This window comes from Methylobacterium bullatum, assembly GCF_014845095.1.
GTDB lineage: Bacteria > Pseudomonadota > Alphaproteobacteria > Rhizobiales > Beijerinckiaceae > Methylobacterium > Methylobacterium bullatum.
Genome location: NZ_NKUG01000010.1, coordinates 1 through 19,351 on the forward strand (window position 1 = coordinate 1; position 19,351 = coordinate 19,351).

Consider the following 19,351-nt stretch of genomic DNA (forward strand, 5'->3'; position numbering starts at 1 on the left):
CTCCCCTCCCGCGCGAGGCCGCGCTCGTCGACGAGGCGCCACGACACGGCGCCATGCGCGTCCACGGCCTGAACGGGGATCGTCGAGGCGCGCCGCGCCTCCACGGGAATCAGCGACGGGACGAGCCCGAGCCGCACGGATTCCACCTCCGCGAGGCTGCTGGCGATCTCGTCGTCGTTGCCCGCCGGGAAACCCAGGGCGGCGACCATGCCGCGCCGGGTCTCGATGTCGGTCGCCACGGGCTGGCCGAACGCGTCGGTATAGCCGGATGCGATGCCGAGGAGATCGGCCAGCCGTTCGAGGTCGCGGCTCATCGGGCGGCTCCCGTCAGCACGATACCCGTCCAGGTGGGAAGCTCGATCTCGCTGCCCGTATGACCGTTCGACCAGATCACCTGACCTCCATGGGAATCGACGGCGAGGGGATCCTCGCCGAAATTGGCGACGAAGCGCAGGGTGCCGCCCGCATAGCGCCATGTCACGTCGAGGGAATCCGGGGACGGCCGGGTCACGTCGGCCCCGAGATAGCGGGTCTTCGTCAGGGGCACGACGGATTGGTGCCGGATCTGGAGCAGGTTGCGGGTGTCGGCCCAGACACCGCGATGGGGCTGCCGCTCCGGCTCCGCCCAGTCGAGCTTCGAATCGACGAAGGTCTGCTCGGCGGTCGGATCGGGGATGACCGAGGTGTCGTCGGCGAAAGCCGCGAAGCTCTTGAATTCACGCCGGCGCCCCTCGCGCACCGCTTTGTTCAACTCCTCGTCCGGCGCGAAATCGACGAAGAACAGGAACGGCGCAGTGGCCGACCATTCCTCGCCCATCCACAGCATCGGGATCTGCGGAGCAAGGAGCAGGCCGGCTCGCGCAAGGCTGAGCTTGTCCGGGTCGCTGAGCGCGCTCAGGCGCTCACCGAGGGCACGGTTTCCGACCTGATCGTGGTTCTGGAGGAAGGTGACGAAGGCCGAGGGCGGCAGATGGGCGGAGGGCTCGCCGCGCGGGTGGTTGTCGAGGCTCGGGAACGGCTCGCCCTGATAGGCGAAGCCTTCCGCGAGGCAGCGGGCGAGATGATCCACCGGCTTGTCGGCGAAGCTGACGTAATAGCCCGCGTCCTCGCCGGTCAGCAGCACGTGCCAGCAATGGTGGAGATCGTCGGCCCATTGCGCCGTGTGCTGGAGCGGCTGGGCCTGATCGTCGCGCTCGAGCCAGCGGGCCTGGTTGGCCTCGTTCTCGAGGACGAGGTGGATGTGCCGTCCGGGCAGGCGCGTGCGGATCGTCTCCGCGAGCTCGCCGATGAAGTGCTTGGGCGAATCGTCCAGGATGGCGTGGACCGCGTCGAAGCGGAGGCCGTCGAAATGGTATTCCTCGAGCCAGTAGAGCGCGTTCTCGATGAAATAGTCGCGCACGACCTTGCCGCTGGTCTCGCCGTCGAAGTTGATGCCGGCGCCCCAGGGCGTCTGGTGACGCTCGGTGAAGAAGGTCTTGGCATAGGCGTGGAGGTAATTCCCGGCCGGGCCGAAATGGTTGTAGACCGCGTCGAGGAACACCATCAGCCCGAGCGAATGGGCTGTGTCGATCAGATGCTTGAGCTCGTCCGGGCGTCCATAGGCGGCATCGGGCGCGTAGGGCAGCACGCCGTCATAGCCCCAGTTGCGGGTGCCCTTGAAGTCGGCGAGCGGCAGGAGCTCGATGGCGGTGACCCCGAGATGGGTCAGGTCTTCGAGCTTGGCCTCCAGGGCGGCATAGGTCCCCTCCGGCGTGGCGGTGCCCACATGCAGCTCGTAGAGGACGGCCTCTTCCCACGGGCGACCCGTCCATTCGCCGTCGCTCCAGTCGAATGCCTTCGGGTCGATGACCTCGCTGAGGCCCGACACGTCGTCGGGCTGGAAGCGCGAGGCGGGATCCGGCACGACGAGGTCGCCGTCGATGCGAAAACCGTAGCGGGCGCCGGGGCGAACATCCGGCACGGTGGTGCGGCGCCAGCCTTCGCCGGCCTCTGGGATGGGATGCTCGGCCCCGTCGACCACGAGGGCCACGTCCTTGGCCGTGGGTGCCCAGAGGGCGAAGCGCACGCCGTCCGCCGCGATCGCGGCACCGAAGTTCATGTCGTGTGTGCGCCGCATCAGACCGCCATCTCGCTCATTGGAAAACCTCGCGGCCGGGTCGCACCGGCCACGGGGGAGAAGGCCGTCCGCGAGGGTCTGGTTCCCTCGCCATACGGCTTCGCTTGCGACGTAATGCGCGGGTCACGGTCGACAACCGCCGGGCGGACAAGTTTTGTGTGCGGCGCGCCATGGCGCCTCGATCGTGGGCATTCCGGCGGCCCGATGCATCCCGCCGCGTCATAGGCACGTTGAGTGAGCGTCGCCTCGCCGATGAGCCGGCGGCGAACCTCAAGGGAGACAGCGCATGAGCCGCGGATATCCGTCCATGACCGCCTTGCTGGGTCTGCTCGCCGTGGCGGGCTACCAGAACAGGGACAAGATCGCCGAATTCCTGGGCGGTGCTACGAACAAGACGGCGGCTCCGGGAACGCCGGGAGCCGCGACCGACAACCAGGGCGGTCTCGGCGGCATCCTCGGCCAGCTGGGAGGCGCCCTCGGGGGTGCCGGGGCCGGCGGCCTCCTCGGCGGGGGCTTGAGCGAGCTCGTGGAGCGTTTCACCCAGAACGGCCACGGCGAGACGGCGTCCTCCTGGGTCAACCAGGGTCCGAACCAAGAGATCGCGCCGCAGAACCTCGAAAAGGCGATCGGCCCGGAGATCCTGGCGACCCTCGCGCAGCAGACGGGACTGACCCGCGAGGAATTGCTGTCCCGCCTGTCGCGGGAATTGCCGCAGGCCATCGACCGCTACACGCCCGACGGCCGCGTGCCGGCGTAAGCCGTCGTCTCCTCCCGGGCTCACTCCGCCCGGGAGGATCGATAAGGGTCAGAGCAGCGTGCCGCGCAGGATCAGCATCGCCACCGAGAAGTAGATGACGAGGCCGGTCACATCGACGAGGGTGGCCACGAAGGGCGCCGAGGCCGTCGCCGGATCGAAGCCGAGGCGCTGGAGCACGAAGGGCAGCATCGATCCCGTCAGCGAGCCGAAGGTGACGATGCCGACCAGGGCGGCCCCCACCGTCGCCGCCACCAGCATCCAGTGCTCGCCGTAATCGTAGAGCCCCGCCTTCTGCCAGACCACGATGCGGACGATGCCGATCGTCCCCAGGATCGCGCCCAGCAGCAACCCGGTGGGCACCTCGCGCAGGGCCACGCGCCACCAGTCGCGCAGGCGGACCTCGTGGAGCGCGAGCGCGCGGATGAGGAGCGAGGTCGCCTGACTGCCCGAATTGCCACCCGAACTCATGATGAGCGGGATGAACAGGGTGAGGACGATGGCCTTCTCCAGCTGCCCCTCGAACCCCTGCATCGCCGTGGCGGTCATCATCTCGCCGAGGAACAGGGCGCAGAGCCAGCCGGCGCGCTTCCGGATCATCGTGCCGAAGCCGATATCCATATAGGGCTCGGGCAGGGCCTCCATGCCGCCGAAGCGCTGCACGTCCTGCGTCTGCTTCTCCACCATGGCGTCGATCATGTCGTCCACCGTGACGATGCCGATGAGGTGGCCCACCGCATCCACCACCGGCAGGGCCAGCAGATCGTATTTCGAGATCAGCCGCGCCGCCTCCTCGCGGCTGGCGGTGGGCGAGACGGCGAGCGGCCGCCGGCCGGCGGCGACGCTGAGGACGTTGTCGTCGGGATTGCCGGAGATCAGCCGGCGCAGGGGCACGGCCTTCGTCAGCGCCTGGGTGCGCGGGTCGAGGACGAAGATCGCGTAGATCGTCTCGCGGGTCTTCTCGACGGTGCGGACATGGTCGAGGGTCTGCTGCACCGTCCAGTTGCCCGGCACCGTGACGAATTCCGTGGTCATCAGCGAGCCCACGCTCTCCTCGCCATAGGCGCTGAGCCGGTCGATCGTGCCGCGCGTCTCCGCATCGAGCCGCGCCCTCAGATCGGAGCGGCCCGGCTCCTCGATCTCGCGGAACACGTCCGTCACCCGGTCCGCCGACATGCCCGACAGGTAGGACGCCACCCGGTCGCGCGGCAGCATCTCGATGATGTCGGCGGCGAGGTCGAGCTCGGGCTGGTCGAGCACCTCCACCGCCCGGTCGTGGGGCAGCCCCAGCAGAATCGCGGCGGCGACCTCGGGCGCCTCCTCGTTCAGCGCCTCGACGATGTCGGGCGCGCGTTCGTCCGACAACCGGGCGGCCAGCACGGAGGGATCGATCTTGGTCGGGAAGGGGGCGATCTGGTTCATGGGCTCACCTCGGGGGAGGAGTGCGATCGGGCCGTGTTCGGCCGGATCGCGGTGAGCCGCGCGTGAACCCGTCAGGGCCTCAGGCGGTCAGAACGATAGCGGCCGGGCGGGCTGGATCGACGGGACTGTCGCTGGGCATGGATGGGGAATTCGGGCTCCAAGGCGTCCACCTGCGATCCGCACATGCGGATCGCCGAGGGGAAGCCGTCGGCGGCGCCCCCATGCGCTCCGCCACGGGGCGCGTCAAGATGAATTTCCTCCTGTCTTTCGGACCTGCCGGCGGGACGCGCGGGACGGCCGTGGGAGCCGCCGCTTCCGCCTTCGGAACGGGCAGCGACGCGACCGGGATCGCGCGCCGACGGAGCACAATCCTGCAACATATTTCTCTATGGGAGGAAGATCGTCCGCTTATCGGGGAAAATCCGGCCACGACGAGCCATCATATGAAAAATATAAGTCTCGCGCCCGCTTGTATTGCGCCCAATGTATCGCCTATCTTGAGGGCGTCGGACACGAAGGAGTTTCGCCATGAGTTGGTCTGCCCCCGTTGTTCAAGAAGTTTGCGTCGGCATGGAAGTCACCAGCTACGAGTCGGCGGAAATCGATCCCTTCAACTGAGGGATCGGCGCCCTCACGGGCCCGTGTCACCAAGCCCCATCATCACCAGCCAGGAGAAACGTCATGACGTGGTCTGCCCCCATCGTTCAGGAAGTGTGCGTCGGCATGGAAGTCACCAGCTACGAGTCGGCTGAGATCGACACCTTCAACTAAGTCGATCGCTTTTAAGAGCGGTATGAAAGGGCGGCGTTCCAGCAGGGATGCCGCCTTTTTCGTGCTCGCCTGGGCTCGATGCCCGGCCGTTTCAAAGTTTTCGGAACCGTTCCGGCAAGAACTCTGCTAGAACTGGCACTTCGGCTCATGAGATAGGGACACGTTCGGGTCCCTGCGGTGAACTCGTCATTCGAGAGAAACACCCCATGACCCAAGAGATGCCAACTATGGAATTCTCGGACCTGACCGGACGGGCGACCCAGAACGGCATCACGGTGACGGTGAACGTCTATCGCTTCGCCGGCACGCAGGATCCGTGGACGCTCGAAGTCATCGATCAGACCGGCTGGTCCACCGTCTGGGATACGACCTTCGCCTCCGACGAAGACGCCCTCGACGCCTTCATGGAGGCCATCGAGGACGGTGACGGCATGCGCGCGTTCCTCGAACCGCCGCCGACCTTGCACTGACACGATCCGGATCGGCCCTCCGCCGCCCCACGCAGCAAGCGATGTGGTGGATGGCGGTGGTGTCGTCCCCCTCTCGCCGGCCTCAGAGGGCGAACACGCCGACGATGGCCCGGCCCATACCCGACACCGCTCCGGTCGCCGCATGGAACATCGCAGGTCGATGCGCCCTGTCTATGCGAGTGGCCCGCGCCCCATCACATCCACCAGAAAGCAGATCCTTCATGAACAAGCCCGACATGCTCGCCGAGAACGTCTCGATCGCGGATCTCGCCGGACGGAAAGCGGACCGCCTCGAATATCTGAAGGGCGTCTATCTCAACATGGTCCCCGACCAGACCCGCAATCCGACCCTGCGCGTTCGCCTGAGCCGGCTCGGATCGGGCACCCAGCCGGCCTACCGGATCGAGGCCGAGGATACCGACGGCCAGACCGTCATCATGGGGTTCTATCAGGGCGACAAGCACAAGCCGCTCGCAAAGCGCCTGCACGATTCCGACGGACCGACCTGGAGCAGCGAGACCATGAGCTATGTCGAGCTCCGCACGCTGCACAACAGCCAGATCGGGGCTTGAATCGTCCATGATCGAGTTCTTCGACAGACAGGGCGGCGAGGCGGCGTACTGCCACGACGGGCACTCCCTCTACCTCTGGAACGGCCGAGCCGCGGCCTTCATCCATGACGACAAGGTCTACGCCTATGACGGCCGCTTCATCGGCTGGGCGGACCGAGGCTGGATCTCGGACGAGCACGGAGCCTGCCTCCTCTTCGAACACGACGCCGTGGGCGGCCCTCACAAGCCCGCGCGGCAGGCGAAGACGACGCCCGGCCCGAGGCGCACGAAGCCCGCGCGCGCCGAACCGGGGCAAGCCCCGCCCCGCCCCGCCGCCTCCACGGCCTGGTCCGATCGCGTCTTTTCCGACCTGATCTGATCCCTAACCGAACCCGTTCGCACGAGAGGGAAACCGCATGACACCGACGAAGAAGCTGGCTCGCGTCCTCACCGACGAGACGGACGGAGGCTATCGCCTGACCATCGAAACCGTGGACGGCGAGATCTTCCGCATCCTCGCCACGGAAGATCAGGTGAACGACCTCATCGACGAACTCGATGAGCTGGTCGGAGACGATGCCGACGAAAAGCCCCCTCTCACGGAGGAGGAAGAACATGTCGGCGAGGAGCAGCCCTCATAGGGCTGGGTCGATACGAGGAATGGCCCGAGACGGATCCGGGACGTTCCGGGACGTCGATGACGAGCGGGTTGGCGGTGCGCGCTCGTCTCGGAGCGGTTCTCAAAACCCGCTCGATGAGATTTCTCAGCGGATGCTCGCGCCAGCGCCGAACAGCTGCCAAAGTCGATCGTCCAAACCAACCACCTCATCCTGAGGTGCCGGAGCGTAGCGGAGGCCTCGAGGGAGCCCTCCAGTCGTCGCGCGATCCCTGGAAGCCTCCTTCGAGGCCGCTCCGCGGCATCTCAGGATGAGGTGAAACCTTGGACGAACCGCTCGAACAGGTACTTAGAGCCGGTAGCGGATCTGGTCGGTCCAGAAGCGCTCGAGGCGGCCGAGGGCGACGTTGAGGCGCCCGAAATCGTCGTCGGAGATGCCGCCGATCGGCTGGATGGTGCGGGCGTGCTTGTCGTAGAGGCCCTGGATGATGTCGTGGATCGTGCGGCCCTTGTCGGTGAGGCTGATGCGCACCGAGCGGCGGTCGGTCTTCGACCGGGCGTGGTGGAGGTAGCCGGCCTCCACGAGCTTCTTGACGTTGTAGGAGACGTTGGAGCCGAGATAATAGCCCTTCGTCCGCAGCTCGCTGGCCGTCAGTTCCTTGTCGCCGATGTTGTAGAGCAGCAGCGCCTGGACGCTGTTGACGTCCTCGCGGCCGCGACGCTCGAACTCGTCCTTGATCACGTCGAGCAGGCGGCGGTGAAGACGCTCCACGAGGTGCAGCGCTTCGAGGTAGGAACCGTGCGCCGGGCTGGTCTCGGCGGAGGTGTTGCTCTCGATCACCTTGGCGGACTGGGACTTCATCGGGGTGCCTCGTCAGGGTTCTTGGGTCGGGCGCCGTTGTGTTCGGCACCGCTTATGAAGCCAATCTACGAGTCACGGGTGAAAGACGGTTTAAGCGATACGATGAATTTGCAATTTACCTCTGTCGGTAAATGCAAAATGAAAGTAATCCAGTAAGGTGTTGTTTACCTGACCTCGCGCGCCGCAGCCCAAGACAAAGCGAAATAGATCACAACAATAGCACCCAGGCTTCCGAGGACCGGGATCGACATCGGCAGCAGATGCGGCGTGAGGATCGCCAGGGTGACGGCACTCGTGGCGGCCAGCAACCAGACCACACCGCCCCAGGCGCTGGTGAGCCACATCCCGATCGCCGCCATGAAGTCGATCACGGCGAAGTAGACGATGACCGTCTGGCGGCCGAGCGATTCGGCTTCGAACGGGCGCGCCCCCGGAAAGATGTCGAGGATCGTCGCCCAGGTCGAGACGCCTTTCGCCAGCCACAACACGGCCGTGACGCGCATGAACCAGACCAGGACCACGTCCCACCCCGTCTGCGGCGCACGCGGCGACCGCTCGATGCGGTCACCGGCCACGTCGTTGGCGCGCCCGCGCCCGTCCCGCGTTGCGCCGACCTTGGTCAGTCCCCTCATGACGGCATCCTTTCCGATCCATCGAATGTCGCCGATCCATCGAATCTCGGCGCGTCGCCGTCCGGCAGGTCGGTGAAGGCCTCGGCGATCCCGGCCGGGTCCACGTCGGCCAGGGCGGCGGGCCGCCAGTCCGGGCGGTTGTCCTTGTCCACCAGCACGGCGCGGACCCCTTCGTGGAAGTCGTGCCAATGCATGGCCCGCATGGCGAGGCGATACTCCGCCTGCATCGCCTCGGCGAAGTCCATGCCGATGCCCCGCCTCATCTGCTCGTGTGCGATGCACAGGGAGTGGGGAGAGCGCGTGCGCATCAGCGCGGCGGTCTCGGTGGCGAAGGGCGACCCGTCCGCGTCGAGTCTCGCGAGGATCCCGGCGACGCTGTCGGCGGAGAAACAAGCCTCGATCGTGGCGCCATGCGCCGTGATCGGACCGACCTCGGGAAAGGCCGTCGCGTGGCGGTCGAAAGCCCGTTCGATGGCGCCACCGCCGGCCAGCTCGTCCGTGATGGCGTCGAAATTCTCCGCCGCCGCATGGTGGGTGGCGAGCCCCAGAGCGCGGGCATCGCCGGCACCGATCCGGGCGCCGGTCAGGGCCAGATAGACCCCTGCGCGACCGGCCAGGCGCGGAAGCGAATGGGTCATTCCCACATCGGGAAAAAACCCAATTCCCACTTCCGGCATCGCCAGGGTGTAGCGCTCCGAGGACACCCGGTGGCTCCCGTGCAGGGACAAACCCACCCCGCCGCCCATGACGATCCCCTCGATCAGGGCGATGTAGGGTTTCGTATAGCGCTGCACATAGGCGTTGAGGTGGTACTCCGCGAGCCAGAACCGCCTCACCTCGTCGTCCAGCCCCCGGCGGGCGAGGTCGTGGATCTGGCGGATGTCACCGCCGGCGCAGAACGCCCTCCCGCCCCGGCCGCGGACGACTACGCGGGTGATCGTGTCGTCGCGCTCCCATTCCGACAGGGCGCGATACATCGCCGTCGTCATGGAGACCGTGAGCGCGTTCAAGGCTTTAGGCCGGTTCAGGGTGATCAGGCCGGCGTGCCCGCGCCGCTCGAACAGGATCTCCGGTTCGTCTGCGCCTGTCATCCATCGTCTCCGATTGGCCTCCGGTCGGCGGCTGCCTCACCCTCGGGGGCTCGCGGGATTCCGCGCGTCGCGCGGTGCGGGGTTGAGGAAACGCCGCGTTCACCGTGTCGCTTAGACGAACTCTGTCGTGACCCGTCAATCGGGGGGCGGCGATCGGCCCGGGTTTCGAAGAGTTTTGGGGATGTGTTAGGCCGGCCCCGACGCGCCCGCGACGGGCCTTCGAGACGTAGAGACCATGACCGAAGCGACCCCGACCCCGCGTCCCCTCGCCATCGAGAGCGCCAAGGCGAGTTCCGCCGCGTCGCTGAGCATCACCCAGCGCCCCCGGCGCAACCGCAAGGCGGAGTGGTCGCGCCGCCTCGTGCGCGAAAATACCCTGACGGTGGATGACCTTATCTGGCCGCTCTTCGTCATCGAGGGGACCGGACGGCGCGAGCCCATCGCCTCGATGCCCGGCGTGGAGCGCCTCAGCGTGGACGAGATCGTCCGCGAGGCGGAACGCGCGGCGCGGCTCGGCATCCCGGCCATCTCCTTCTTTCCCTATACCGAAGCGTCCCTGCGCGACCCGACCGGATCGGAAGCCCTCAATTCCAACAACCTCGTCTGCCGCGCCGTGCGTGCCGTGAAGAAGGCGGTGCCGGAAATCGGCGTGATGACCGACGTCGCCCTCGATCCCTATACCAGCCACGGCCATGACGGCCTGATCGAGGACGGGGCCATCCTCAACGACGAGACGGTGGCGCTCCTCGTGGAGCAGAGCCTGATCCAGGCCGAGGCGGGCACGGACATCATCGCCCCCTCCGACATGATGGACGGCCGCGTCGGCGCGATCCGCACCGGCCTCGACAAGGCCGGTTTTCGCGACGTCCAGATCATGGCCTACGCGGCGAAGTACGCCAGCGCCTTCTACGGCCCGTTCCGCGACGCCATCGGCACCTCGGCCGCCCTGGTGGGCGACAAGCGCACCTACCAGATGGATCCGGGCAATTCGGACGAAGCCCTCCGGGAAGTCGCCCTCGATCTCGAGGAGGGCGCGGATTCCGTGATGGTCAAACCGGGCCTGCCCTATCTCGACATCATCCGCCGGGTGAAGGACGAATTCGGCGTTCCGACCTTCGCCTATCAGGTCTCGGGCGAGTACGCGATGATCGAGGCCGCCGCCCTCAACGGCTGGCTCGACGGCACTCGCGCCATGACGGAGAGCCTCCTCGCCTTCAAGCGCGCCGGCGCCGACGGCATCCTGACCTATTACGCGCCCCGCGTGGCCGAACGCCTGCGCGACGGCATCTGAGATGCGCCCGCGGGCGGCTTGGCCCGCCGGCGCGCTCCTGCCGATCGCGGTCGTCGCATTCCTGACGGCCTGCGACAGCTCCGTCGACCGGCTGCGGATCACCACCTGCCGGCGGACGCTTCCCGCGCTGGTGGCAGCCGACCTCTCGCCCCGTCTGCTCCATGTCGGCCGTGGATCGGCGCCCGACAGCGTGCGCGTCGATTACGCTTTGGGCCAACGCCAGCACCGCATCGACTGCCTGTTCGACGGCGGCGCGGGTCTCATCGGCATCCGCATGGACCACAAGGCGGTGTCGGGCGGGGCGCTTTTCATGCTTAAGAAATACTATCTCGAAACATTAGATTCCGAAGCAAACGACCCCGCGCCGGCGCGCTAGGCATTCGCGCGGCCCTGGCATTCTTATTGCTTCGGTTTGCTTGGGGAGGCGGCAGGATTGTCTCTGACCGGCAGACCTCGAAACGTTCGCAGTCGCCTGCCGGCCAATCTCAGTCTTGAATACATATACGAAATACCAAGCGCTGAGCTTGGGCGGTCCATTTTGAGGATGCGATGTCGACAAAACTGAACGAGATAGATCACCCGGCCGACAGTCTCTCGATGCTCGTCGAGACATCGACCCAGCAGCTGAAGTCTCTCACCCATCGTAGCGTCGGCTCGATCAAGTCCATCACACGGCGCATGAATCTGCTGGCCCTGAACGCCCTCATCGAAGCGGCGCATGCGGGCGAGCGCGGCGCCGGCTTCTCCGTCGTCGCCAATGAGGTTCGCAGCGTCGCGGGCGAAATCGAGGGTCTGGTCTCGGGCCTCGGCAGCGCTCTCGGCGACGGCGTCGACAGCCTGACCCAAGCCGTGGAGCACTTGGCCAGCGAGAGCCGTTCCGCGCGCTGCATCGATCTCGCCCTCAACGCCGTGGAGATCATCGACCGCAATCTCTACGAGCGGACCTGCGACGTGAGGTGGTGGGCGACCGATGCCGCGGTGGTCGCATGCGCGGTCTCTCCGACCGAAGCGGTCAGAAACCACGCCTCCCACCGGCTCGGAGTCATCCTCTCCGCCTACACGGTCTATCTCGATCTCTGGCTGTGCAGCCTCGACGGCAAAGTCATCGCCAATGGCCGGCCCGACCGGTTCAATGTCGTCGGCCAGGATGTGAGCCAGGAGCCGTGGTTCGCCCGCGCCAAGCCGCTGGCCTCCGGCGATGAGTTCGCGGTGGCCAACGTGGCACGGGTCGCCGCGCTCAACGGCGCACAGAGCGCCACCTATGTCGCCTCGGTGCGGGAAGGCGGCGAGGCGAACGGCAAGCCCATCGGCTTTCTCGCGATCCATTTCGATTGGGAACCGCAGGCACGCACCATCGTCGAGGGCGTCCGCCTCGCGCCGGCGGAGCGGGCCCATAGCCGTGTCATGCTGCTCGATGCCGAGAACCGCGTCATCGCCTGTTCCAAGGGCAATGGCCTCCTCACCGAGCGCTATCCCCTCCGCACGGACGGACGGAGCCAGGGAAGCTACATCGATGCAGCGGGGCGCCTCGTCGCCTTCCACGAGACCCCGGGCTACGAGACGTATCGCGGACTGGGATGGCGCGGCGTGATCGAGCAATCCGCCTGACCTCGAACCCGACAAAGCCCGTGCGACCTTGAGCGAAGGCATGGGTCCTCCCATGTCTTCTTCATGAGGGAGAATCGTCTCCCCTCTCGAAGGCTATCGGCCATGCTCAATACGCCCCCAGGCTACGACCCCGCCGGCTATGCCGAGCGCTACGGGACCGGGTTCCCGAACGCCCTCCCGGTCCCCTTCGTCAGGGCGAGCCTCGGGGCGCGCTTCGTCGCCTATCTCCTCGACATCCTCTTCATCCTGGGCTTCACCGCGCTCCTCACCCTGGCGATCACGGTGCTCGGAGTGCTGACCTTCGGCCTCGGCTGGACCCTGTTTGCGATCCTTCCCGCCAGCGGCATCCTCTACAGCGCGGTGACGGTGGGCGGCGCCGCCCAGAGCACCTGGGGCATGCGGATGATGGGTTTGCGCGTGGTGACTCCGGCCAGCGGCCTGCGGGTGGATTTCCTCACCGCCGCCATCCACGCCCTGCTGTTCTACGTCGCCATCTCGACGTTCCTGCTGTGGTTCGTCGATATCCTGTTCGGGCTCATGAGGTCGGACCGGCGCCTGGGCCACGACGTGCTCGTCGGTCTGGCGGTGGTGCGGGTCTGAGCCTACCGGGCGAAATCCAGCTGGGACTTCGCCACTACCGCGACAGGGAGGGAGGCTGGGGAATGCCGAGGTCTCCGCCGCCCTTCGCCAGAGCGGCATCGCTCTGGTGGACCTGCTTCTCCCGGTCCGGCTGCTTTTCGAAGCGCCGCCATACGGTGAGGGCCGACAGCACGTAATTGCAGGCTGCGCCCACCAGAATGCCCGCTCCCGTGGCCAGCCACCAGATGCCGGTCCCGGTGTAGATGAGGTGGGCAACGAGAATATTGTTGAACGCGCCGCAGGAGCAGGACAGGCAGAAGACCGCGAGCCCGCGCAGGAGGTCGGCGCCGACGATCCGCTGGTCCCGATACGTCAGGATGTTGTTCAGGAAGAAGTTGGCCGTCATCGCGCCGAGCGTGGCGATGGTCTGGGACATCAGAAAATTGTCGTTCAGGGCGAAGAGCATGAGCCCCAGCAGCGACAGGTGGACGAGGACGCCGAGGCCGCCGACGAGGGCGAAGGAGACGAACCGGGTCGGGAGCACGCCGAAGGCCGATTTCGCGATGAGAAGGACCGCGAAATCGAAGAGAACCCTTTCGTCGAGCTTGCTCTGTCCGGTCAGTCGAGGGCCGAAGACATAGGGGACTTCCCCGATCTTCAGCGACCGGCCGCCCTGGGCCAGGATATCCGCCAGGAGCTTGAAGCCGTCGCGGCTCAGGCGTGGCGCGGCCTTCACCAGAATGCTCCGGCGCATGAGGAAGAAGCCGCTCATGGGATCGCTGGTCTGGACCCGGAGAAAGGCGCGCACCAGCCGGTTTCCGGCATTGCTCAGGGCCTTGCGGACCGACGAGAAGGCCGCCACGTCGGGATCGTCGAGGTAGCGGCTGGCGATGACCACGTCGCAATCGGTGGACATCATCAGATCGAGCATCGGCGTCAGCGTCGCCGGTTCGTGCTGCAGGTCCGCATCCATCACGGCGACGAGGTCGGAACGGGCCGCCAGCATCCCCTCGATACAGGCTCCCGCGAGCCCCCGCCGGCCGGTCCGGGTGATGATCCTGATCCGCGGATCGCTCCTCGCCAGTTCTTCGACGACGGCGGATGTGCCATCGGGCGAATTGTCGTCGACGACGATCACCTCGAAACGGTGCGGCGCGAGCGCGGTGGCGATCCGGCCGCAGATGACGGCGATGTTGTCCCGCTCGTTGAAGGTGGGGATGACGATCGTGAGGAGGGGCCGATCCGCCTGCGAAGCGGACGATGTCTGGGTAGAGGGAAGCGTCACTGGCGGCCTTTCGCGCCGATCCTGGGCTTTGGCCAGGTCCCATCGAAATGGGTCGCCCGGACGATCCTGAGATCATGCATCTTACGCCCGTGGAAATTCAGGCGGATGGGCACATCTTCCGAGAACGTCTCGAAATGCCCGTCGAGATTATATCTGACCGCATCGAGATTGGCATACCTGTCTACGATGACGGCATCCATGCCGCGGAATTTCTCGGCATCGGCGAGATACGTGAAGTGGATGTTGTCGCCCGCGAGGCACAGACTGCGGAATCTGTCCCCGACGGCATAGAAGGCCTTGGCGCAATCCTCCCAACGGGTCGCGGCGATGAAGGTGCGCGAGGGATCGAACCCGCGCGCCGTCAGCGCGACGGGAAGATCGTCCCAATCGTAGAGTTCCAGCAGGATCGGGTCCTGCGACCGGAAAGCCTTGGCCGGGGCGACCCGCTCGGCCCAGCCGGTGAAGACATGGGTCATGAGAAGACCGATCACCAGGATCGTCGTCGCGGCCAGGGTGGCGAGCCAGCGCCGTGCGGCGTCCGGCCGATCGGCGGCGAGGCCACCCGCCCAGGCGCCGACGAGGGGCAGCAATGGAAGATAGCCCATGGAGGCCCAGTGATAGCCGCGCAGCGGGTGGCTGCTCCACACCATGACGCCGAAGATGAACAGGAGGACCGGCGCGGACATGCAGGCCAGAAGCCACGGCCCCTCCTGCCTCGGCCCGTTTCGAAGGCCGCGATACAGCATGTACAGTGCCGGGCCGAACACGAGAGGATGGACGATCAAGACCTGTGTCAGGGTCCAGCGGAATGCCCGCGCCATGTTGATGCTGCCGTCCCCACCGGCGCGGGCACCTTGATACAGGAAGGAGACCCAGCCGTGCTCGGCGTTCCAGACGATGACCGGGAGAAGCGGCACCAGCAGGACAACGAGGCCGAGATAGGTGGCGGGCCGCAGGAGCCAGCGCCTCCCCTCCGCCCGGCTCGCCACGGCGACGAGCAGTCCGGGGACCAGGAGGATCGCGAGATACTTGGACGCGAGGGCGCATCCGAACAGGAATGCGCAGGTGTACCAGATCCCGTTGTCGCGGATGCGCGACGCGGCGAAGTCGATGTGAAGAAACGTCAGCAGGGCCGCGAGAATGAAGACGGTCATCGGCCCGTTCGTCTGGGCGAGACTCCCATCCGAAAGTCCGAGAAGCGGCGACAGCAGATAGGCGCAGACCGCGTAGAATCCCGCACGGGAATCGAAGAGACGCGTCGTGATCCGATAGATCAGCCAGCCCGAGATCACCGACATGACGAGGAACGGCAGGCGCACGATCAAGGCATCGTCGGAGCCGAACAGGCGCATGGCGCCCGCGATCGTCCACCATGTCAGCGGCGGCTGGTCGAAGAACGAGAGCGACGGCTGCCTCGCGACGACCGCACCGTAGGTTTCCATAAAGGTGAGGTCGAGGAACCGCACCACCACGAGACGGGCGAGGAAAGAGGCGATCAGGACAGCGACGACACGACGGGTGTAATCCGCAGGTCCGGCTTCCTCACGCGAGGGACCGGCCGAGGCTTCACGCGAACGGTCGGAACGCGGCATCGATGTTGCGAGAGCGTTGATGAGACGATTTCCCTATCCGGTCTTGAAAGATCGGGTCACGCTCGGCAGCGGCGGGGACCGGCGATCCCGTGAAGCCGCCTCACGTGTTCCGGCCCACCCCCGGAAGGCGGCGGGCACCATGCGCGCGCGAACTTTGCCACCGTGTTTCCGCCCGTCACCGATGGCCACCCCGCGACAACGGGTGCATTCATCCCGAATTGGGTCGGAAACGCGACCGGTCTACCTATGGCGCCATTGATAGGGGCAGCAGCCCTGCCATGCCAGCCACCCTTCGCGAAAATGGGGCGCTGCGACGCTCACCCACTTGAGCCCCGCCACGGGGCGGGTACACTCGTCTCGTGCGGGGAACGCTCCCGCCGGCCCCGAGGTCAGCTGCAAGCGTGACGAGCCATCCCCGCGACACACCGCAATTCTATCTGACGGCGCCTTCGCCCTGCCCTTACCTGCCGGGGCAAGAGGAACGGAAGGTGTTCACCCATCTCGTGGGGCGGCGCGCCCGCGACCTCAACGAGATCCTCACCCAGGGCGGCTTCCGGCGCTCGCAGACCATCGCCTATCGGCCGGCCTGCGAGACCTGCCGGGCCTGTATCTCGGTGCGGGTGGTGGTGGCCGATTTCCTGCCTTCGGCGAGTCATCGCCGCATCCTTCAGCGAAACGCCGATCTCATTGGCAATCCCGAGCCCAACCGCCCGGCCTCGGAGCAATATGCCCTGTTTCGCCGCTATCTCGATGCGCGCCATGGCGATGGCGGCATGGTCGACATGACCGTGCTCGACTACGCCATGATGATCGAGGACAGCCATGTGGACACCCATCTCGTGGCCTATCGTCGGCGCGGTCCCGATACGGCGATCAACGGAAGGGGCACCGGGCCGACCGTGGCCCTGTGCCTGACGGACGTACTCTCCGACGGATTGTCGATGGTCTACTCGTTCTACGATCCGGCGGAGGCCCAGCGTTCGCTCGGGACCTTCATGATCCTCGACCATATCCGCCGCGCCGCCTCCCTCGGCCTGCCGTATCTCTATCTCGGCTATTGGGTCGATGGCTCGCGCAAGATGGACTACAAGGCCCGCTTCCGGCCTCAGGAACGCTTGATGGGACCGGGCTGGCAGCGGGTGGAATAGGCCGCCGCCCCGATCATTCGCCGGAACGGCGTCGACGCGAACCACGGGTCAGAATTTGGCGATGACCTGAGCGCGAACGATCCTCGGCGCGCCCGGGCTGATGTTGTTGTTCCCGTCCGCCGTGGCGATGTAGCCCCGGTCGAAGACGTTCTCGATGTTGATCTGCGCCCGCACCAGATCCGTGACCTGATAGAAGAGGCCGAGGTCGAAGCGGGTGTAGCCGGGGAGCCTGACCGTGTTGTCGGCCGCCGCGAACGTATGGGTCTGGTGGATCGCGCCGACGCCGAACGAGAAGGACGGCGTGACCGCAAACTTGTTCCACACGGTGACCGCGTTGAACGGCACCAACCCCACATGGTTGCCCGGAACGATGGCCGCGGAACTGAACCCGCTGACGATGCGCGCATCGGTGAAGGCATAGCCGCCCGCGACCTGCCACCAATCGGTGACGTAGCCGTTGGCGCCGATCTCGACGCCTTTCGCGTTGGTCTGGCCGCTCAGCAGGAAGAAGCCGGGGCGGTTCGGATCGGCGAGGCGCTGGTTGAACCGGTCGAGGTCGTAGAGCGCGCCCGTCAGCTGGAGCGTCGACGAGACGTCCCATTTCACGCCGACCTCGCGGTTCTCGAACCGCTCCGGCTCGGCGATGGCGAGCCCTTCGGACAAGGCGGTGAACTGGTCGCCCGCGGACGGCAGGTACGAAACGCTGTAGTTGCCGTAGAAGGCGAGGGTGTCCACCGGCTTGAACACCAGCCCGACCCTCGGCGACAGCAGGTCATCGATGCGGGAATTGGTGACGTTGGTGCGCCGGTCCGTCGAGGAGAAATCGAAGTGATCGTAGCGCAGGCCGCCGATCACCTGGACATGCGGACCGATCTCGACCTGATCCTGGACGTAGACCGCAGCCAATCCGAGGTCGTAGCGGCTGTTGGAGGCCGAGGCCAGGTTGCGGAAGGTGACGGGGACTCGCGAGACCGGCGAGAGCGGATTGACGGTCAGCGTCTGCGTTCCGGTCGTCGCGAAGAAGCCGTCCTCCCGGTAGGTGATGCCGTCCTGCTTGCCGAGTTCGAAACCTGCGAGCAGCGTATGGGCCAGCGGCCCCGTGGCGAATTTGTAGGTGAAATCGTTCTGGTTGAAGAAGTTCGTCCTCGGCGTGTCGTTGTTGAACGCGCTGAGATCGACGGCCGTCCCGGCGGCGTTCACCGCGCCGCCGGAGCGGATGCTCGGATACACGACCTGATAGGCCTTGGCGTAATCGGCGTAGCGGAACTGGCTCCGCATCTCGACGCCCGAGGCGAAGCGGTGATCGAGAACCGCCGTCGCGATATGCGCATCGACACGGGAGTAGCTGAGGTCGGGATTGCCGAAGAACGTTCTGATGTTGTCGCGATAGCGATAGGGACGTCCGAGTTGGGACGGGATGCCGCGATCCGCCGTCCGGTCGTCGTGGAAATACTCGTAGGACAGTTTCAGCGTGGTCTCGGGCCCGAGCAGGATCGTCGCCGTCGGATTGATGCCCCAGCGCCGCAGGTCGACGTAGTCACGATAGGTGCCGCTGTCCTCGAACATGCCGTTGAGGCGGAAGAACACGCTGTCCGAGACCCGGTCGCCGACATCCACGGCCACCCGCTTGTTGAAATACTGGCCACCCTGAAGGATGACTTCCCGGACCGGGGTTCCGGTGGCGTCCTTGAGCACGCGGTTGACGACGCCCCCGCCGCCGCCGCGACCGAAGATCATCGCGTTCGGCCCCTTGAGCACTTCGATCCGTTCGACGTTGTAGAGATCGCGGTAATACATCGCGTCGTCGCGCATGCCGTTCACGTAGAAATCGGCGCTGGATTGCTGCCCGCGGATCACGACCTCGTCCCGGTTGGCGGCGCCCTGGTGCAGGAACACGCCGGGCACGTAGCGCAATGCTTCGGTGACGCCCTGAAACCCCTGATCCTGGACCTGCTCGCGCGTCACGACCGTCACCGCCTGCGGGGTGTCGATCAGTTGGGTGTCCGTCTTCGTCGCGCTCCGGCTGCGGTTGGCGCGGTAGCCAACGGTAGGGCCCCCCACCCCGTCCACACTGAGCTGGTCGAGAGTCACTTCAGTGTGGTTGCCGGGATCGGCGGCAACGGCCTGTGCTTCCGCGACCCGCATGTCCGATAGGAAAGGCACGGCCGAGAGAACCGTGATCAGACGTATACGGGCGAAAGGATGCATCGGCGCGTCTCAATTCTATTGGTACTATTCTGCATAAGCGGAGAAATATTACGCTTATCTGCAGATCACATTCGTCTAATAGACACGCATAGTTGATCGGCAACCTGTCATAATCGGATTGACAACGCTGTAATTTTGCAGGTCATTTAATAAGCGTTCTAAGATACCGACTAAGCGACGGAACGCGCGGCGGAAAACGCCTCGCCCGCAAAGCAGCGCCGAGAGTCGAGCACATCTGGTTTCACCGAGGCGATGCAGAAATGTATCACTTCGCACAGAGCGCCCCCTGGGGCCGCGCGTTGAGCGCAGGCCCCGCTCATGCTAGGCGCCAGCCTCCTTGTCCCGATCCGTCCGA

21 protein-coding genes are annotated in these 19,351 nt (G+C 66.0%); 12 read left to right on the forward strand and 9 right to left on the reverse strand.

Annotated features, from left to right (window positions below; translation table 11 throughout):
* Nucleotides 1-314 (reverse strand): hypothetical protein (locus tag MBTS_RS00870; RefSeq protein ID WP_192214905.1); only part of this gene is annotated, 314 nt, incomplete at its 3' end.
* Entirely contained in the window at nucleotides 311-2,116 is a 1,806-nt protein-coding gene (gene treZ / locus MBTS_RS00875) for a malto-oligosyltrehalose trehalohydrolase (RefSeq protein WP_192214906.1), read from the reverse strand. The genes treZ and MBTS_RS00870, both read right to left, overlap by 4 nt.
* A 286-nt stretch (nucleotides 2,117-2,402) precedes the next feature.
* Between treZ and MBTS_RS00880 the strand changes: the two genes are divergently transcribed.
* Entirely contained in the window at nucleotides 2,403-2,873 is a 471-nt protein-coding gene (locus MBTS_RS00880; protein ID WP_192214907.1) for a YidB family protein, read from the forward strand.
* A 48-nt stretch (nucleotides 2,874-2,921) separates the two neighbouring features.
* Here MBTS_RS00880 and mgtE read toward each other — a convergent pair whose 3' ends face one another.
* Nucleotides 2,922-4,292: a magnesium transporter gene (gene mgtE, locus MBTS_RS00885; RefSeq protein WP_018042172.1), complete on the reverse strand. Its 1,371-nt coding sequence runs from the start codon at nucleotides 4,290-4,292 to the stop codon at nucleotides 2,922-2,924.
* Between the two features lie 528 nt (nucleotides 4,293-4,820).
* Between mgtE and pqqA (MBTS_RS00890) the strand changes: the two genes are divergently transcribed.
* The 6 genes from pqqA (MBTS_RS00890) (at nucleotide 4,821) to MBTS_RS00915 (ending at nucleotide 6,725) form a co-directional block, all read left to right on the forward strand.
* The gene (gene pqqA, locus MBTS_RS00890; RefSeq protein WP_081612606.1) at nucleotides 4,821-4,910 is read left to right on the forward strand and encodes a pyrroloquinoline quinone precursor peptide PqqA; all 90 of its coding nucleotides are present in this window, start codon (nucleotides 4,821-4,823) and stop codon (nucleotides 4,908-4,910) included.
* A gap of 63 nt (nucleotides 4,911-4,973) precedes the next feature.
* Nucleotides 4,974-5,063 (forward strand): pyrroloquinoline quinone precursor peptide PqqA, encoded by a 90-nt coding sequence (gene pqqA, locus MBTS_RS00895; RefSeq protein ID WP_018042171.1) that lies wholly within the window; start codon nucleotides 4,974-4,976, stop codon nucleotides 5,061-5,063.
* Between the two features lie 206 nt (nucleotides 5,064-5,269).
* A complete protein-coding gene (locus tag MBTS_RS00900; protein WP_026175651.1) occupies nucleotides 5,270-5,533 on the forward strand; it encodes a hypothetical protein in 264 nt (87 codons plus the stop codon).
* 221 nt (nucleotides 5,534-5,754) lie between these two features.
* The gene (locus MBTS_RS00905) at nucleotides 5,755-6,105 is read left to right on the forward strand and encodes a hypothetical protein (protein WP_238254130.1); all 351 of its coding nucleotides are present in this window, start codon (nucleotides 5,755-5,757) and stop codon (nucleotides 6,103-6,105) included.
* Between the two features lie 7 nt (nucleotides 6,106-6,112).
* Complete coding sequence (locus tag MBTS_RS00910) at nucleotides 6,113-6,463, forward strand: 4-fold beta flower protein (protein ID WP_056150079.1); 351 nt, start codon at nucleotides 6,113-6,115, stop codon at nucleotides 6,461-6,463.
* A 37-nt stretch (nucleotides 6,464-6,500) separates the two neighbouring features.
* Nucleotides 6,501-6,725 carry a hypothetical protein gene (locus tag MBTS_RS00915; RefSeq protein WP_018042166.1) on the forward strand — a complete coding sequence of 75 codons (225 nt, stop codon included), beginning with the start codon at nucleotides 6,501-6,503 and terminating at the stop codon, nucleotides 6,723-6,725.
* A 324-nt stretch (nucleotides 6,726-7,049) separates the two neighbouring features.
* On the opposite strand, the gene ldtR is transcribed toward MBTS_RS00915, so the two are convergent.
* The 3 genes from ldtR to MBTS_RS00930 form a co-directional block, all read right to left on the reverse strand.
* Nucleotides 7,050-7,562: a transcriptional regulator LdtR gene (ldtR, locus tag MBTS_RS00920; protein ID WP_018042165.1), complete on the reverse strand. Its 513-nt coding sequence runs from the start codon at nucleotides 7,560-7,562 to the stop codon at nucleotides 7,050-7,052.
* 164 nt (nucleotides 7,563-7,726) lie between these two features.
* A complete protein-coding gene (locus MBTS_RS00925; protein WP_056150082.1) occupies nucleotides 7,727-8,194 on the reverse strand; it encodes a DUF6163 family protein in 468 nt (155 codons plus the stop codon).
* Entirely contained in the window at nucleotides 8,191-9,285 is a 1,095-nt protein-coding gene (locus MBTS_RS00930; protein WP_192214908.1) for an enoyl-CoA hydratase/isomerase family protein, read from the reverse strand. Before MBTS_RS00930 ends, MBTS_RS00925 begins: the two co-directional genes overlap by 4 nt.
* A gap of 235 nt (nucleotides 9,286-9,520) precedes the next feature.
* Between MBTS_RS00930 and hemB the strand changes: the two genes are divergently transcribed.
* The 4 genes from hemB (at nucleotide 9,521) to MBTS_RS00950 (ending at nucleotide 12,784) form a co-directional block, all read left to right on the forward strand.
* Nucleotides 9,521-10,576, forward strand: coding sequence for a porphobilinogen synthase (gene hemB / locus MBTS_RS00935; protein WP_056150087.1), 1,056 nt, complete (start codon nucleotides 9,521-9,523; stop codon nucleotides 10,574-10,576).
* 1 nt (nucleotide 10,577) lies between these two features.
* Nucleotides 10,578-10,952: a hypothetical protein gene (locus MBTS_RS00940; RefSeq protein ID WP_192214909.1), complete on the forward strand. Its 375-nt coding sequence runs from the start codon at nucleotides 10,578-10,580 to the stop codon at nucleotides 10,950-10,952.
* A 173-nt stretch (nucleotides 10,953-11,125) separates the two neighbouring features.
* The gene (locus tag MBTS_RS00945) at nucleotides 11,126-12,184 is read left to right on the forward strand and encodes a methyl-accepting chemotaxis protein (RefSeq protein ID WP_280136347.1); all 1,059 of its coding nucleotides are present in this window, start codon (nucleotides 11,126-11,128) and stop codon (nucleotides 12,182-12,184) included.
* Between the two features lie 102 nt (nucleotides 12,185-12,286).
* On the forward strand, nucleotides 12,287-12,784 hold the full coding sequence (locus MBTS_RS00950; protein ID WP_048437773.1) for an RDD family protein: 498 nt from the start codon (nucleotides 12,287-12,289) through the stop codon (nucleotides 12,782-12,784).
* Nucleotides 12,785-12,818: 34 nt separating this feature from the next.
* Here MBTS_RS00950 and MBTS_RS00955 read toward each other — a convergent pair whose 3' ends face one another.
* Together MBTS_RS00955 and MBTS_RS00960 are read right to left on the reverse strand one after the other, a co-directional pair.
* Entirely contained in the window at nucleotides 12,819-14,048 is a 1,230-nt protein-coding gene (locus tag MBTS_RS00955; RefSeq protein WP_056252144.1) for a glycosyltransferase, read from the reverse strand.
* Nucleotides 14,045-15,640 carry a glycosyltransferase family 39 protein gene (locus MBTS_RS00960; protein ID WP_147829931.1) on the reverse strand — a complete coding sequence of 532 codons (1,596 nt, stop codon included), beginning with the start codon at nucleotides 15,638-15,640 and terminating at the stop codon, nucleotides 14,045-14,047. Before MBTS_RS00960 ends, MBTS_RS00955 begins: the two co-directional genes overlap by 4 nt.
* Nucleotides 15,641-16,041: 401 nt before the next feature.
* Between MBTS_RS00960 and MBTS_RS00965 the strand changes: the two genes are divergently transcribed.
* Nucleotides 16,042-16,788, forward strand: coding sequence for an arginyltransferase (locus MBTS_RS00965; protein WP_018042156.1), 747 nt, complete (start codon nucleotides 16,042-16,044; stop codon nucleotides 16,786-16,788).
* Nucleotides 16,789-16,836: 48 nt separating this feature from the next.
* Here MBTS_RS00965 and MBTS_RS00970 read toward each other — a convergent pair whose 3' ends face one another.
* Nucleotides 16,837-18,933, reverse strand: coding sequence for a TonB-dependent receptor (locus tag MBTS_RS00970; protein WP_373321316.1), 2,097 nt, complete (start codon nucleotides 18,931-18,933; stop codon nucleotides 16,837-16,839).
* Nucleotides 18,934-19,351 lie beyond the last annotated feature (418 nt).